This window comes from Geodermatophilus sp. SYSU D00758 (genome assembly GCF_054049955.1).
Genome location: NZ_JBJGYK010000042.1, coordinates 1 through 13,625, shown reverse-complemented (window position 1 = coordinate 13,625; position 13,625 = coordinate 1). Strand labels below are relative to the sequence as shown.

Here is a 13,625-nt window from a genome sequence, read left to right as displayed (position 1 = left end):
GGCCGGGAACGGCGGCACGGGGCGAGCCGTCCGTCATCGCGGGTGGGGCAGGCGGCGACCCCGGTCAGCCGGCGACCGGCGTCCCGGCGCGGGTGGGCAGGAGCCCGGCCACGCGCGCGGCGTCGGCGGCGACGAAGCCCAGCAGCGCCGACCCGCGGGTCGACTGCCAGGGCAGCCCCAGGAAGTGCGGACCGGGCACCGGGCCGGCACCGCGGTCGTGCACGACCCGGCCGTCGACGACGGCGCCGGGGACGTCGATCCAGGAGTGGTCGGCGCGCAAGCCGGTGGCCCACACCACCGCGGCGACGTCGGTGGAGCTGCCGTCGGCGAACCGCACCGCGCCCGCCGACGGCGCCGACCGCCCGCGGCCGCAGCCGCACGCCGGCGGACCGCAGCCCGCGCCAGGTCGTGCCGATGACGAGTTCGCGCCCGCGGAGGCGGCGCCCGGCCCGGGAGGCGGCCGGGACGCGGATCAGCCCGGTCCGGGTCGGCCACCAGAACAGGTCCCGCCCCAGCGGCCGCTGCGGGACCGCGGGCGGCCGGGTGCCCACGGCGAGGGAGACCGCGCGCCCGGCACCGGCCAGCTCCTCGGCGATCTGCACCCCGGAGTTGCCGGCGCCGACCACCAGCACCGGGCTGTCGGGGAGGTCGGCCGGGCGCCGGTAGCCCGAGCTGTGCACCTGCCCGACCCCCGGGGCCAGCCCGTCCGCCCACGCGGGCACGTGCGGCACCGAGAACGGCCCGGTCGCGACCACGACGGCGCGGGCGGGCAGGGGCCCCGCGGCGGTCTCCGCGGTGAAGCCGTCGCCGTCGCGGGCCAGCCGGGTGACGCGGGTGCCGAGGGTGACCGGCAGGCCGAAGTGCGCGGCGCAGGCCTCGAGGTGGTCGGCGACGACGTCCTTGCCGGGGTAGGTGCCCGCCGGGGCCGGGAAGGGCAGGTCCGGCAGGCCGTCGTACTCGGCGGCGGTGAACAGCCGCAGGGAGTCCCGGCGCGACCGCCCGGTGTCGCCGACGCGGGTGCCGGCGTCCACGAGGCCGAACGCCGCGCCGCGCCGCTGCCGCTCCCGGCCGAGGGCGAGGCCGGCCTGGCCGACCCCGATCACCAGGACGTCGAGGAGGGCGGGCACCGGGGGCGGGGTGGGCATCGGGGGCGGGATGGGCATCGGGGCCGGGGTGGGCATCGGGGGCGGGATGGGCATGGCGCCTCCTGGCTGCGCTGTGACCGGATGTCGTCCCGGACGCCAGGGACGCCGGTCCCCCGCTCGCACCGGTGGGATCGCCGGGTCCGTCAGCCGGCCAGCCGGGCGGCGAGCTCCGTGCGGCTGCTCACCCCGACCTTGGCGAACGCGTTGCGCAGGTGGAAGTCGACGGTGCGGGGACTGAGGTAGAGCCGGGCCGCGACGTCCCGGTTGGACAGCCCCTGCCGCACCAGCAGGGCCACCTGCAGCTCCTGCGGGGTGAGGTCGGCCGAGGCGGGGGCGCTGCGCCGGCGGGCGGTCTCCCCGGAGGCGCGCAGCTCCTGGCGGGCCCGTTCGGCCCAGTGCGCGGCGCCCAGCTCCTCGAAGGTCTCCAGCGCCGCCCGGAGGTGGACCCGCGCGTCGACCCGGCGGCGGAGCCTGCGCAGGTGCGCGCCGTAGGCCAGCCGGGTGCGCGCCCGGTCCGGCGTCCGCGGCGACCGCTCGGAGCAGGCCAGCGCCCGCTCGAAGTGCGCCTCGGCGTCGGACCCCGTCGCGAGCAGGGCCCGGCCGTGCTCGGCGACGGCGGCGGCCCACGGCGCGCCCGTGGCGGCGGCGAAGCCGGCGAGCTCGTCCACCCAGGCCCGCGCCGTCCCCGGGCGGCCCGCGGCGACCGCGGCCTCGATCCGGTCGGTGGCGGCGAGGCGGCGCACCACCGGGAGGTCGATCCGCTCGAGGTGGTGCAGCGCGGCCTCGGGGGAGGCGGCCGCGGCCGCGCCCCGGGCCCAGCGGATCGTGTCGGTCACCGCGCCGGCGAGGATGCCCATCGGGTACCCCGCGGCGAGCCGCTCGGCCGCGGCCAGGGTGTCGGCCGCGTCGTCCTCGCCCCGGACGGCCGCCAGCAGCGCGAGGACCGCGGTCGGCATCGCTCGCAGGCCCGGTTGACCGGTGTGCTCCGCCAGCGGCAGCGCCTCCGCGACCGCCGCCCGGGCCGCCTCCCACCGGCCGGTGGCCACCTGGGTGAACAGCTCGCGGGTGAGCGTGTACAGGACCATCACCACGGCTCCGGTGCTGCGGGCCCGGGCCAGCAGGCGCTCGTCGAAGCGGGTCGTCGCCTCGTCGTCCCCGAGGTGCAGGGCCGCGATGCCGAGGTTGGGCAGCAGGTCCTGGTCGGCGTCGGTCAGCTCGTCGGCCAGGTCGAGGGCGCCGCGGAGCACGGGCACCGCCCGGGGCCAGTCGCCGGCCGAGGCGGCGGCCAGGCCGTGCAGCAGGGCGGAGAAGCAGCGCTCGCGCGCCGGGGCGCCAGGGGCGGGATCGGGCACCAGCGCGGTGGGGTCGATGCCGCTCCCCGAGCGGGCGCCGAAGGCGGCCAGCGCGGTGGCGAACATGGCCATCTCCCGGGCCCGCCCCGGATCGGCGGGCGCCACCTCGGCCGCCGCCTCGAGGATCATCCCGTGGCCGACGTCGACCGAGCCGGTGTTCCACTCCACCCGGGCCCGCAGCCGTCGCGCGTCGGCCCGCAGGCCCGGCTCGGCCGCCAGGGCCACGGCCGCGTCGCTCAGCGCCCGGGCGCGGGCCGGCCGGGCCGCCAGCCACGCCCCGCGGGCCGCGGCGTAGAGCAGGCGGGCGCGGTCGTCCGGTTGCCGGGAGAGCTCGGCGGCCCGCTCCCACGCCGACGCCGCGGCCTCGTGGCCCCCGCGCCGGGCGGCGCGGTCGGCGGCCTGCTCGAGCTCGGCGACCACCGCGCCGTCCGGCTCGTCGACCGACGCGGCCAGGTGCCAGGCGCGCCGGTCGGCGTCGGGGGCCGCGCCCAGCGCGTCGGCCAGCGCCCGGTGCACCCGCCGCCGCTCGGTGCTGGTCACCGCGTCGTACACGGCCGACCGCACCAGCGGGTGGCGCAGCTCCACCCGGCCGTCGCGGACCCGCAGCAGGCCGGAGCGCTCCGCGGCCACCCACCCCTCGTCGTCCGCGCCCAGGGCGGCGGCCGCGGCCCGGACGGTCGCGAACCCTCCGGCGTCGTCGGCCGCGGCGACCAGGAGCACCGTCCGGGCGGCCGGCGGCAGCCGGCGGTACCGGTCGAGGAACGCCCGCTCGACGCCCTGGGTCAGCGGCAGCCGCGCCGGGAGCGGCGCGGTGCCGCCGAGCTGCTCCGCGGAGAGGGACCGGCCCAGCTCGACCAGGGCCAGCGGGTTCCCGCCGGTGCCGGCCACCAGTGCGTCCCCCACCTCGCGGGGGACGCGGACGCCGGCCCGCTCGGCCAGCAGGCTCCGGGCCGCGGCCGCGTCGACGCCCCCGACCGGCAGGGCCGGCAGGTCCTCGCCGTCGAAGGTGCGGACGTCGCCCTCCCGCGCCGCGAACAGCAGGGCCACCCGCTCGTCCTGCACCCGCCGCGCGACGAACAGCAGCGCGGCGGCCGAGGCGTCGTCCAGCCAGTGCGCGTCGTCGACCACGGCCAGCACCGGCGCCCGCTCCGCGGCCTCGGCCAGTACCCCGAGCGCGCCGAGGAAGGCGAGGAACCGGTCGGTCTCGTTGCCGGCGACCTCGCCCAGCGCGGCGCGCAGGGCCTGCGCCTGGGGGCCCGGGAGCCGGTCGGCGACCCGCAGGGCCGGGTGCAGCAGCCGCTGCAGGGCGGCGAAGGCCAGCGGGGACTCCGACTCCACGCCGGAGGTGCGCAGCACCGTCATGCCCCCGGCCCGGTCGGCCGCGTCGGCCAGCAGCGCGGACTTGCCGGTGCCGGGCAGACCGCGGACGACGAGCGCGCCGCCCCGACCCGCGCGGGCCGCGTCCAGCAGCGCGGCCACGGCGGCCCGTTCCCGGTCCCGGCCGTGGAGCACGCGAGCAGGCTAGGACCATCCGTGATCATGGGGAAGTTGCCGCTCGACGCGCGCGGGGTGGGCGCGGCCGGCGGCAACATCCCCGTGATCACCGGGGGGAGGCAGGAGGTCAGCGGGCCTCGACGGTGAACGGGACCGTCAGCACGCCGCCGCCGGCGAGCCGGAACTGGCCCCACAGCCGGTAGAGCCCGGGGGTCGGGAAGTCGGCGTGCACGTCGAGCTCCGGGCCGAACTCCTGGCCGGGGAGCGCGAACACCGGGTCGCCGTCGGCGTCCTCCACGTCGGCGTGCTCGTGGGCGAACGTCGTCCCGTCGCCGCGCATGACCACCACGTGGCCGGCCGCGGCGAGGTAGGGCTGCAGGTCGGTGACCGGCTCGCCGGTGCGGGTGTCGGTGAACGTGAACGCCAGCTCGCTCGACCCCCCCGCGACCGGGTCGCCCTCCAGCTCGACCCGGACGCCGTCGACGACCTGCGTCCGCGGCCCGGCCGCGAGCGCCTCGGGCGCGGGGGCGGTCCCGCCGACGGTCACCGTCGCCACGTCGTGGACGTCGCCCATCTCGCCCTGCCGGCGGAACTCGGTGTCGATCCGGTAGGTCCCCGCGGTCGGGAAGGTCAGCTCGACGGCGAGCTCGCCGGGCCGTCCGGTCGGCTCGGGGTGCACGTGGGCGAAGGTGCCGAGGTCGTCGCGGGTGGCGATCAGGTGGGCCCAGACCTCGTGGCTGCGGGCGAGGTCGGCCATCGGCTCCCCGGTGGCGACGTCGACCAGGCGGACGACGACCCGCGCGGGCTCGCCCGGCCGGACGTCGGCGGGCACGTCGAGCCGCACGTCGACGCCGGCGTCGACCGAGGGGACCGGCTCGATCTCGGCGGTCATCATCGTGCTCATCGCCGGCCGCATCGGCATGCCGGTGGACTGGGTCCAGGCCAGGACGCCGTTCATGCCGCGCTGGGCGGCGTCGGTGCGGCTCAGCGCGGTGAGCCCGGCGCCGACCGCGACGGCGAGCACGGCGACGGTGGTGAGGAAGGCGTACTGGCCCAGCCGGCTGCCGAGCGACGGGCGGAGGATCTCCCGGGCGGTGACCGGCCGCCGGAAGCCGCGCAGCCGCAGCGCGTTGGTGACGACGCTGACCGAGCTCATCGCCATGGCGGCGGCGGCCAGCACCGGGTCCAGCAGCAGCCCGTCGGCCCAGTACAGCGCGCCGGCGGCGACCGGGATCAGCAGCACGTTGTAGGCGAAGGCCCAGGCCAGGCCCTGCTTGATCGTGGCCACCGTGCGCCGGGACAGCGCGATCGCCGCCACGATGCCGCGCAGGTCCCCGCCGACGAGGGTGACGTCGGAGGCGGCGACGGCGACGTCGGTGCCGGTGCCGACCGCGATGCCCAGGTCGGCCTGCGCCAGGGCCGGGGCGTCGTTGATGCCGTCACCGCACATGGCCACGACCTGGCCGGCCGCCTGCAGCTCGGCGACCTTCGCCGCCTTCTGCGCGGGCAGCACCTCGGCGAGGACGTGCTCGATGCCCACCCGGTCGGCGACGGCCCGCGCGGTGGCCGCGGTGTCGCCGGTGAGCATCCAGACCTGCAGGCCGAGCGCCTGCAGCTGGGCCACCGCCTCGGCCGACTCGGGCCGCACCGGGTCGGCCACCGCGAGGAGCGCGGCGGGCTCCGCGTCGACGGCGACGAACACCGGGGTGGCCCCGGCCCGGGCCGCGTCGTCCGCGGCGGCGGCGAGGTCGGTCAGGTCCAGGTCGGCCATCAGCGCGCGGTTGCCGACGCGCACCCGGCGGCCGCCGGCCACGGCCTCGATGCCGGAGCCGGGCAGCGCCTCGAACGCCTCGACGGCGGGCAGGGCCAGCCCGCGGTCGCGGGCGGCGGCGACCAGCGCCTCGCCCAGCGGGTGCTCGCTGCCGGTCTCGGCGGCGGCCACGAGGGCGAGGACGTCGTCCTCCCGCCAGGCCCCGGCGGTGGTGACGCCGGTGACGGCCGGGCGGCCGCGGGTGATCGTGCCGGTCTTGTCGAGCACCACGGCGGTCAGCCGCTGGGCCTGCTCCAGCGCCTGCCCGTCGCCGATCAGGATGCCGAGCTCGGCGGCCCGGCCGGTGCCGACCATGACCGCGGTCGGCGTGGCCAGCCCGAGCGCGCAGGGGCAGGCGATGATCAGGACCGCGATCGTGGTGCCGATCGCCATGGTCAGCCGGCCGGTGTCGGGGCCGAGCAGCGCCCAGGCGGCGAAGGTCGCCACCGCGGCGACCAGCACGGCCGGGACGAACCAGGCGGAGACCCGGTCGGCCAGCCGCTGCATCGGCGCCTTGGACCCCTGCGCGTCGGCGACCAGGCGGACGATCTGGGCCAGCGTGGTGTCGGCGCCGACCGCGGTGGCCCGCAGCACGACCGAGCCGGTGCGGTTGAGCGTGGCCCCGATGACGGCGTCGCCGGCGGCCTTCGCCACGGGCAGCGGCTCGCCGGTGAGCATGCTCTCGTCCACGGTGGTGGAGCCGGCGGTCACGACGCCGTCCACGGGCACCTTCTCGCCCGGCCGGACGCGGACCAGGTCGCCCACGGCGACCTCCTCGACCGGGACGTCGATCTCGGTGTCCCCGCGCAGCACCCGGGCGGTCCGGGGGGCCAGCCCGACGAGGGCGGTGATCGCGGCGGCCGTCCGCTTCTTCGCCCGGCCCTCCATCCACCGGCCCAGCAGCACCAGCGCGACGATGACCAGCGAGGTCTCGTAGTAGACGTGCAGCGGCAGGCCCCAGGCCTCGGCGGCCGCCGGCCAGAGGGTGACGAAGGCGCTGTACCCGTAGGCCACGGTGGTGCCGAGGGCGACCAGCGTGTTCATGTTGGTGCCGCCGTGCCGGGCGGCGGCCCAGGCGGCGGCGTAGATCGAGCCGCCGGCCCAGAACTGCACGACCGTGGCGACGACGAGGATCGCCGGCATCAGCCAGTCCATCGCGTCCAGCGGCAGCGGCACGTACATCAGCACCATGAGGCCCAGGCCGGCGGTGAGCGCCACCTGCCAGCGCCGCTCCAGCCCCGCGAGCTCGGCGTCCCGCTCGTCGGTCTCCGGGGCGGCCGGCTGCGGCGCGGCCTCGGGCTCGGCGTGCCGGGGGGTGGCGGTGTAGCCGGCCCTCGCCACCGCCTCGGCCAGCTGCGCCGGGGTGACCAGTACCGGGTCGAGGTCGACGGCGGCCGTCTCGGTCGCCAGGTTCACGCGGGCGTCGAGGACGCCGTCCACCCGCTTCAGGGCCTTCTCGACCCGGCCGACGCACGAGGCGCACGTCATGCCGCCGATGTCGAGGGCGCGGGTCTCGGTCGCCGCCGAGGGGGTCGGGCGGGTCGCCCCCGGCGCGGTCGGCAGTGTCGTCGTCATGCCGGCAGCCTCGGCCCGGCGGGCACCGGGTCGCGCCGGGGAAATCGCCGGGGTCGGCGACCCGGTGTGACGAGGACCACGGCACGCGCAGGGGACGACGGCCCTGGCCGAACCGGCACCGGGGCGGCCATGCTGCCCGGCCATGACCGCCGTACAGGAACAGGGGGCCGCCGCGGCCGAGGCGCTGGCCCGGCAGCAGGCCCGTGTGGACGTCCTCGTGAGCGCCGCCGTCGCCGGGGACGGCTGGACCGCCCGGCTGTCCGCCGCGGACCGCGCCCGCCTGGTCGGGCGGGGGCACTTCCCCGCCTACGCGGCGGAGCTGGACTGGACACCCCGGGAGGTCACCGGGCACCTGCGGGACAGCGCCCTGGTGTTCACCGAGCGCATCTACCGGGTGCGGCGGGAGGAGCGGCCGGTGCTCCCGGACTTCGTCACCGACGCGCCCGAGCGCCTGGCCGGCTACCGGGCGACCGCCCCGGTGGAGCTGGTGGAGCAGCTGCGGACGGCGCAGGCCGCGCTGTTCGACGCGGTCGCGGGGACCGCCCCGGCGGAGCTGACCCGCGCCGGCGTCCACGAGGTCGACGGCCCGGTGACCCTGGCGGACCTCCTCGCCTTCCTCCCGGCCCACCAGCGGGACCACGCCGAGCAGCTGGCGGCCCTGGTCGTCCGGTGACCCGTCCGCCGGCCGGGCGGGCGGCCCTGGTCACCGGCGCGAGCCGCCGGATCGGGATCGGGGCCGCGGTCGCCCGGCGGCTGGTCACCGACGGCGTCGCCGTCCTGCTGCACTCCTGGTCCCCGCACGACGCGGAGCAGCCCTGGGGCGCAGATCCCGGCGGCGCCGACGCCCTGGTCGCCGAGCTGCGGGCGGCCGGGGGCGAGGTGGCGCACGTCGCCGCCGACCTGGCGGACCCCGGGGCCCCGGTGCGCCTGGTGGACGCCGCCCGGCAGGCGTTCGGCCACCTCGACGTCCTCGTCGCCGTGCACGCGCGCAGCAGCGCGCAGTCCCTCGAGCAGCTCACCGCCGCGGAACTGGACCTCTCCTGGGCGGTCAACACCCGGTCCACCCTCCTGCTGGCGCAGGCCTTCGCCGCGCAGCACGACGGCCGGCCCGGCGGCCGGCTGGTCACCTTCACCTCCGGGCAGTACGCCGGCGCGATGCCCGGGGAGCTGCCGTACGCGGCGTCCAAGGCCGCGCTGCACCAGCTGACCCGCAGCCTCGCGGTCCACCTCGCGCCGCGGGGCATCGCGGTGAACTGCGTGGACCCCGGGCCCACCGACACGGGGTACGCCGACGCGGAGCTGCGGGCCGCCGTGGCGGCGGCCCACCCCGGCGGGCGCTGGGGCACCCCGGCGGACGCCGCCGCCCTGGTGGCCTGGCTCGTCGGCGACGAGGCCGCGTGGGTCACCGGCCAGGTCATCGCCTCCGACGGGGGCTGGTCGGCCCGCTGACACCGGGCCCCGGCGATCCCGGGGTCCCCCGGCGATCCCCGGCGATCCCCGGTGACGGACCCGGCGATCTTCCCGGCGCGACCGGGCCGGCCCGGGCCGGAGTCTCGGACCGTCCGATCCACCGACCCGAGCCGGAGCCCCACCGTGATGACCAGCACCCCCCGCACCTTCGTCGGCACGACGACCTTCGCCGTCTCCGGCATGACCTGCGCCCACTGCCGGCGGGCGGTCACCGAGGAGATCAGCCGGGTGGACGGCGTCCGCGACGTCACCGTCGACCTGGCCGGCGGGACCGTCACGGTCTCCGTCGACCGCGCCGTCGACCGCGCCGAGATCGCCGCGGCCGTCGACGAGGCCGGCTACGCCCTCGTGCCCTGACCCCTCCCCACCCCCGCAGCCCCTGCGCCCCTGACCGGTCCGCACCCCCTGGAGCCCGCCGTGACCACCACCCCCGTCCACCCGCCCGCCGGCCCCGCCGTCCCGTCAGGGCCCGCCGACCTGGCCGCCGACCTGGCCGCCCACGCGGCGCACCGCCGCGCGCGCCGCCGCAAGCTCGTCCTCCACTACCTCGAGATGGTCGTCGCGATGGCCGTCGGCATGGTCGCGCTGCACCCGGTGTGGTCGTTCCTGCTGGACGCCGTCGGCTGGGGCGCGGTGCTCGACGCGACCGAGCCGATGACGATGGTCATGGCGACGAACATGACGATCGGGATGACGCTGGTCATGCGCTGGCGCGGGCACGGCTGGCGGGCCTGCGCCGAGATGGCCGCCGCGATGTACCTGCCGTTCCTGGTGCTGTTCGTCCCGTTCTGGGCCGGGCTGATCTCCGCCGGTGACGTGATGATCTGGGGCCACGTCCTGATGCTGGTCGCGATGGCCGGCGCCATGGCGATCCGCCCGCACGAGTACGCCCACTGCTGACCCCCGACGCCCGCGCCCTCCCCGCCGATCACGGCGCGGGGACCACCCCGGGGACCCCGGTGGTGGTCCCCGCGCCATGATCGCGGCAGCCGCCCGACCGAGAGGACCGCATGACCGCCACCGCCCCGACCGTGACCGTCCGCCGCGCCGGGCCCGAGGACGCCGCCACGGTGCTCACCCTGGTCCGGGAGATCGCCGCCCACGAGGGCGACGTGGCCGACGTCGCGAGCGACCTGCCCACCTGGACGGCGATGCTCGCCCGCCCCGAGGTGCTCGTGCTGCTCGCCGAGCGGGACGGCGCCCCCGTCGGCTACGTCTCCGCCGTCCGCCGGCTGCACCTGTGGCTGGGCGCCGACGTCCTGGGGCTGGACGACCTGTTCGTCCGCGACGGCCACCGCGACGCCGGGATCGGGCGGCTGCTCATGGCCGAGCTGGGCGCGCTGGCCGCCGCGGAGGGCCTCGTCGTCCGGTGGGAGGCCCGCGAGGACAACACCGCCGCGCACCGGCTCTACCGGCGGCTGGGCGCCACCCAGCGCACCAAGGCCGTCTTCACCTGGCGCCCCCTGCCGCCGAGGAGGGCCGGGGAGGGGCCCGGTGGCCGGGCCCCGGCCGCGGCGGCCAGGATGGGCCCGTGACCGAGAACGCGCCGGTACGGCTCCGCGTGGCCCTGGCCCAGGTCGACACCCGCGTCGGCGACGTCCAGGGCAACTGCGAGCTGGTGACCCGCTGGACGGCGGAGGCCGCCGGGGACGACGCCCACGTCGTGGTGTTCCCCGAGATGACCCTGACCGGGTACCCGCCGGAGGACCTCGTGCTCCGCGAGTCGTTCGCCGAGGCCAGCGAGCGGGCCCTGGTCGACCTGGCCGGGACCCTCGCCGAGCAGGGGCTCGGGCACGTGGCGGTGGTCGTCGGCTACCTGGCGCACACCGAGGGCGCCGGTCCCGCGCCGGTGGACGAGCCGCCGGTGGACGACGACCGGCCGGCCGACGCCAACCCCCGCCGCGGGGCGCCGCGCAACGCCGCGGCGCTGCTGCACGGCGGCGAGGTCGTCGTCCGCTACTACAAGCGGCACCTGCCCAACTACGGCGTCTTCGACGAGGCCCGCTACTTCGTGCCCGGCACGGAGCTGCCCGTGGTCCGGCTGCACGGGGTGGACGTCGCGCTGACCGTCTGCGAGGACCTCTGGGTCGAGGGCGGCCCGTGCGGGGTGGCCGGCCAGGCCGGTGTCGACCTCGTCGTCTCCCCCAACGCCTCCCCCTACGAGCGGGCCAAGGACGACCTGCGGCTGCCGCTGGTCCGCCGCCGCGCGGCCGAGGCGCGGGCCGTGATCGTCTACTGCAACCAGGTGGGCGGGCAGGACGAACTGGTCTTCGACGGCGACTCGATGGTGGTGGCGCCCGGCGGCGAGCTGCTGGGGCGGGCGCCGCAGTTCGTGGAGCACCTGCTCACCTGCGACCTGGAGATCGACCCGTCGTCGGTCCCCGAGCGGACCGCGGGCCGGATCGGGCCGATGACGGTCACCCGGCACGTGCTGTCGGAGGAGCCCGTCGCCGCGTTCGACCCGCGCCCGGCGTCGATCGCGGCGCCGCTGTCGGACTGCGAGGAGGTCTGGCGGGCCCTCGTGCTGGGCCTGCGGGACTTCATCGACAAGAACGGCTTCCCCTCGGTGGTCCTCGGGCTCTCCGGCGGGATCGACTCGGCCGTCTGCGCCGCGCTGGCGGTGGACGCCCTCGGGGCCGACCGGGTGCACGGGGTGGGGCTGCCGTCGAAGTGGTCCACCGCGCACTCGCTGGCCGATGCCGAGGACCTCGCCCGGCGCACCGGGCTGCACTACGCGGTGGTGCCGATCAAGCCGATGGTGGAGGCGTTCCACGAGTCGGTCGACCTCGACGGGGTGGCCGCGGAGAACCTGCAGGCGCGCATCCGCGGCACGCTGCTCATGGGGTTGTCGAACCAGCACGGGCACCTGCTGCTCACCACGGGCAACAAGAGCGAGGTCGCGGTGGGCTACTCGACGCTCTACGGCGACTCCGCCGGCGGGTTCGCCCCGATCAAGGACGTGCCCAAGACCCTGGTGTGGGAGCTGGCCCGCTGGCGCAACGCGTACGCCCGGGAGCGGGGCGAGACCGAGCCCATCCCGGCGAACTCGATCGAGAAGCCGCCGTCGGCGGAGCTGGCCCCCGGCCAGGTCGACACCGACTCGCTGCCCTCCTACGACCAGCTCGACGCGGTGATCGCCGACTACGTCGACCGCGACCTCGGCATGGCCGAGCTGCTGGAGCGGGGCCACGACCCGGAGGTGGTCGCCCGCGTGCTGCGCCTGGTGGACGCCGCGGAGTTCAAGCGCCGGCAGTCCGCGCCCGGAACGAAGATCAGCCTCAAGGCGTTCGGACGCGACAGGCGGCTGCCCGTCACCAACCGGTGGCGGGAGACGCTGCCCAGCGTCCGCGAGGGAGCGACAGCATGACCGAGTCGGTGCTCTACGGCGGGACCTCCACCGCCCGGGTGCGCGTGCACCACCTGCAGCAGGCCAAGGAGCGCGGCGAGCGGTGGGCGATGCTCACCGCCTACGACACGACCAGCGCGTCGGTGTTCGAGGAGGCCGGCATCCCGGTCCTGCTGGTGGGCGACTCCGCCGGCAACGTCGTCCTCGGGCACACCTCGACCGTGCCGGTGACCGTCGAGGACCTCCTGCTCATGACCAGGGCGGTCACCCGGTCCACCACGCGGGCCCTGGTGGTGGCCGACCTGCCGTTCGGCAGCTACGAGGCCTCGCCGCAGCAGGCGCTGGCCACCGCGGTGCGGATGATGAAGGACGGCGGCGCGCAGGCGGTCAAGCTCGAGGGCGGCGTGCGGGTGGGCCCGCAGATCCGCACGCTCACCGAGAACGGCATCCCGGTGATGGCCCACGTCGGGTTCACCCCGCAGAGCGAGCACGCGCTCGGTGGCTTCCGGGTGCAGGGCCGGGGCGCCGGCGCCGAGCAGCTGCTCGCCGACGCGCACGCCGTCCAGGACGCCGGGGCGTTCGCCGTCGTCCTCGAGATGGTGCCCGCCGCGATCGCCGCGCAGGTGACCAAGGAGCTGGCCATCCCCACGATCGGCATCGGCGCCGGCGTCGACTGCGACGCGCAGGTGCTGGTGTGGCCGGACATGGCCGGGCTGACCAGCGGGCGGGTGCCGCGCTTCGTCAAGAGGTACGCCGACCTGCGGGGTGAGCTGCTGCGGGCGGCGCGGGAGTACGCCGACGAGGTGCGCAGCGGGGCCTTCCCGGGCCCGGAGCACTCCTTCGAGTAGCCGGGAGGCCGGCCCGCCCGCCCGGGCTGGTGCCGGTCACCCACCGCCCCCGGGTGGCGAGCAGCCCGTAGCCGAGGGCGTTGAGCCCCACCGCGAGGACGTAGGTGCCGACCTGGGTGCCGGTCGCGGCCTGGTCCAGGCCGAGCGGGCCGTAGGCGTAGGTGCCGAGGAAGCCGTCGGGCAGCGGCGGGGCGCCGGCACGGGCCCGCAGCGCGTCCTCGAGGACGGTCAGGGGGCAGGGTGCCCCGGCCAGGTGCACGCCGAGGACGGCGAGGGCCACCGGGGCGTGCGCCCACAGCAGCCGGGGCCACCGCAGCGCCAGCAGCGACCCGGTGAGCATGAGCAGGACGGCGGCGCCGTGCAGCACCGCCACCACCGAGGCGAGCACCAGCACGGCACCAGTGTCCGCCGTCCGGTGGTCGGCCGGGCGGCCCGGGACCGGTGCCGCCCGGCCCCGGGGGTCAGACGTCGGTGACGCGGATGCCGGCGTGGGCCTTGTACCGGCGGTTGACCGACACCAGGTTCACCGTCAGCGCCTCCACCTGCGCGGCGTTGCGCAGCCGCCCCGCGTACACCCCGCGCATC

Annotated in this window: 11 protein-coding genes and 1 pseudogene; 7 read left to right on the top strand and 5 right to left on the bottom strand. The window is 77.6% G+C overall.

The features are described from left to right. Positions 1 to 64: 64 nt before the first annotated feature. The 4 genes and pseudogenes from ACI8AC_RS21220 to ACI8AC_RS21205 form a co-directional block, all read right to left on the bottom strand. Entirely contained in the window at positions 65 to 337 is a 273-nt protein-coding gene (locus ACI8AC_RS21220; protein ID WP_456899827.1) for a hypothetical protein, read from the bottom strand. 256 nt (positions 338 to 593) lie between these two features. Beyond that, positions 594 to 1,145, bottom strand: a pseudogene (locus tag ACI8AC_RS21215) (flavin-containing monooxygenase); the annotation flags it as partial. 143 nt (positions 1,146 to 1,288) lie between these two features. Next, positions 1,289 to 4,009: an AAA family ATPase gene (locus tag ACI8AC_RS21210; protein ID WP_456899826.1), complete on the bottom strand. Its 2,721-nt coding sequence runs from the start codon at positions 4,007 to 4,009 to the stop codon at positions 1,289 to 1,291. Between the two features lie 109 nt (positions 4,010 to 4,118). Beyond that, positions 4,119 to 7,376, bottom strand: a complete 3,258-nt coding sequence (locus ACI8AC_RS21205; protein ID WP_456899825.1) for a heavy metal translocating P-type ATPase — start codon at positions 7,374 to 7,376, stop codon at positions 4,119 to 4,121. A gap of 142 nt (positions 7,377 to 7,518) precedes the next feature. Between ACI8AC_RS21205 and ACI8AC_RS21200 the strand changes: the two genes are divergently transcribed. The 7 genes from ACI8AC_RS21200 to panB all read left to right on the top strand — a co-directional run bounded on the left by ACI8AC_RS21200 (position 7,519) and on the right by panB (position 13,040). Then, positions 7,519 to 8,049, top strand: coding sequence for a DinB family protein (locus ACI8AC_RS21200; RefSeq protein ID WP_456899824.1), 531 nt, complete (start codon positions 7,519 to 7,521; stop codon positions 8,047 to 8,049). Further along, entirely contained in the window at positions 8,046 to 8,825 is a 780-nt protein-coding gene (locus tag ACI8AC_RS21195) for an SDR family oxidoreductase (protein WP_456899823.1), read from the top strand. Before ACI8AC_RS21200 ends, ACI8AC_RS21195 begins: the two co-directional genes overlap by 4 nt. 147 nt (positions 8,826 to 8,972) lie before the next feature. Next, positions 8,973 to 9,203 (top strand): heavy-metal-associated domain-containing protein, encoded by a 231-nt coding sequence (locus ACI8AC_RS21190; RefSeq protein ID WP_456899822.1) that lies wholly within the window; start codon positions 8,973 to 8,975, stop codon positions 9,201 to 9,203. A 60-nt stretch (positions 9,204 to 9,263) separates the two neighbouring features. Beyond that, positions 9,264 to 9,746 (top strand): hypothetical protein, encoded by a 483-nt coding sequence (locus ACI8AC_RS21185; protein WP_456899821.1) that lies wholly within the window; start codon positions 9,264 to 9,266, stop codon positions 9,744 to 9,746. A 110-nt stretch (positions 9,747 to 9,856) separates the two neighbouring features. Then, complete coding sequence (locus ACI8AC_RS21180) at positions 9,857 to 10,381, top strand: N-acetyltransferase family protein (RefSeq protein WP_456899820.1); 525 nt, start codon at positions 9,857 to 9,859, stop codon at positions 10,379 to 10,381. Continuing rightward, the gene (locus ACI8AC_RS21175) at positions 10,378 to 12,213 is read left to right on the top strand and encodes an NAD+ synthase (protein ID WP_456899819.1); all 1,836 of its coding nucleotides are present in this window, start codon (positions 10,378 to 10,380) and stop codon (positions 12,211 to 12,213) included. The genes ACI8AC_RS21180 and ACI8AC_RS21175 overlap by 4 nt, the downstream gene beginning before the upstream one ends. After that, the gene (gene panB, locus ACI8AC_RS21170) at positions 12,210 to 13,040 is read left to right on the top strand and encodes a 3-methyl-2-oxobutanoate hydroxymethyltransferase (protein WP_456899818.1); all 831 of its coding nucleotides are present in this window, start codon (positions 12,210 to 12,212) and stop codon (positions 13,038 to 13,040) included. Before ACI8AC_RS21175 ends, panB begins: the two co-directional genes overlap by 4 nt. Here panB and ACI8AC_RS21165 read toward each other — a convergent pair. Next, positions 12,934 to 13,434, bottom strand: coding sequence for a DUF2784 domain-containing protein (locus ACI8AC_RS21165; protein WP_456899817.1), 501 nt, complete (start codon positions 13,432 to 13,434; stop codon positions 12,934 to 12,936). The two genes, panB and ACI8AC_RS21165, sit on opposite strands and share 107 nt — an antisense overlap. Between the last annotated feature and the right edge of the window lie 191 nt (positions 13,435 to 13,625).

Coding starts and splice junctions, on each gene's coding strand:
- ACI8AC_RS21205 (WP_456899825.1), bottom strand. CDS start 7,376: ATGACGACGACACTGCCGACCGCGCCGGGGGCGACCCGCCCGACCCCC.
- ACI8AC_RS21200 (WP_456899824.1), top strand. CDS start 7,519: ATGACCGCCGTACAGGAACAGGGGGCCGCCGCGGCCGAGGCGCTGGCC.
- ACI8AC_RS21190 (WP_456899822.1), top strand. CDS start 8,973: ATGACCAGCACCCCCCGCACCTTCGTCGGCACGACGACCTTCGCCGTC.
- ACI8AC_RS21180 (WP_456899820.1), top strand. CDS start 9,857: ATGACCGCCACCGCCCCGACCGTGACCGTCCGCCGCGCCGGGCCCGAG.
- panB (WP_456899818.1), top strand. CDS start 12,210: ATGACCGAGTCGGTGCTCTACGGCGGGACCTCCACCGCCCGGGTGCGC.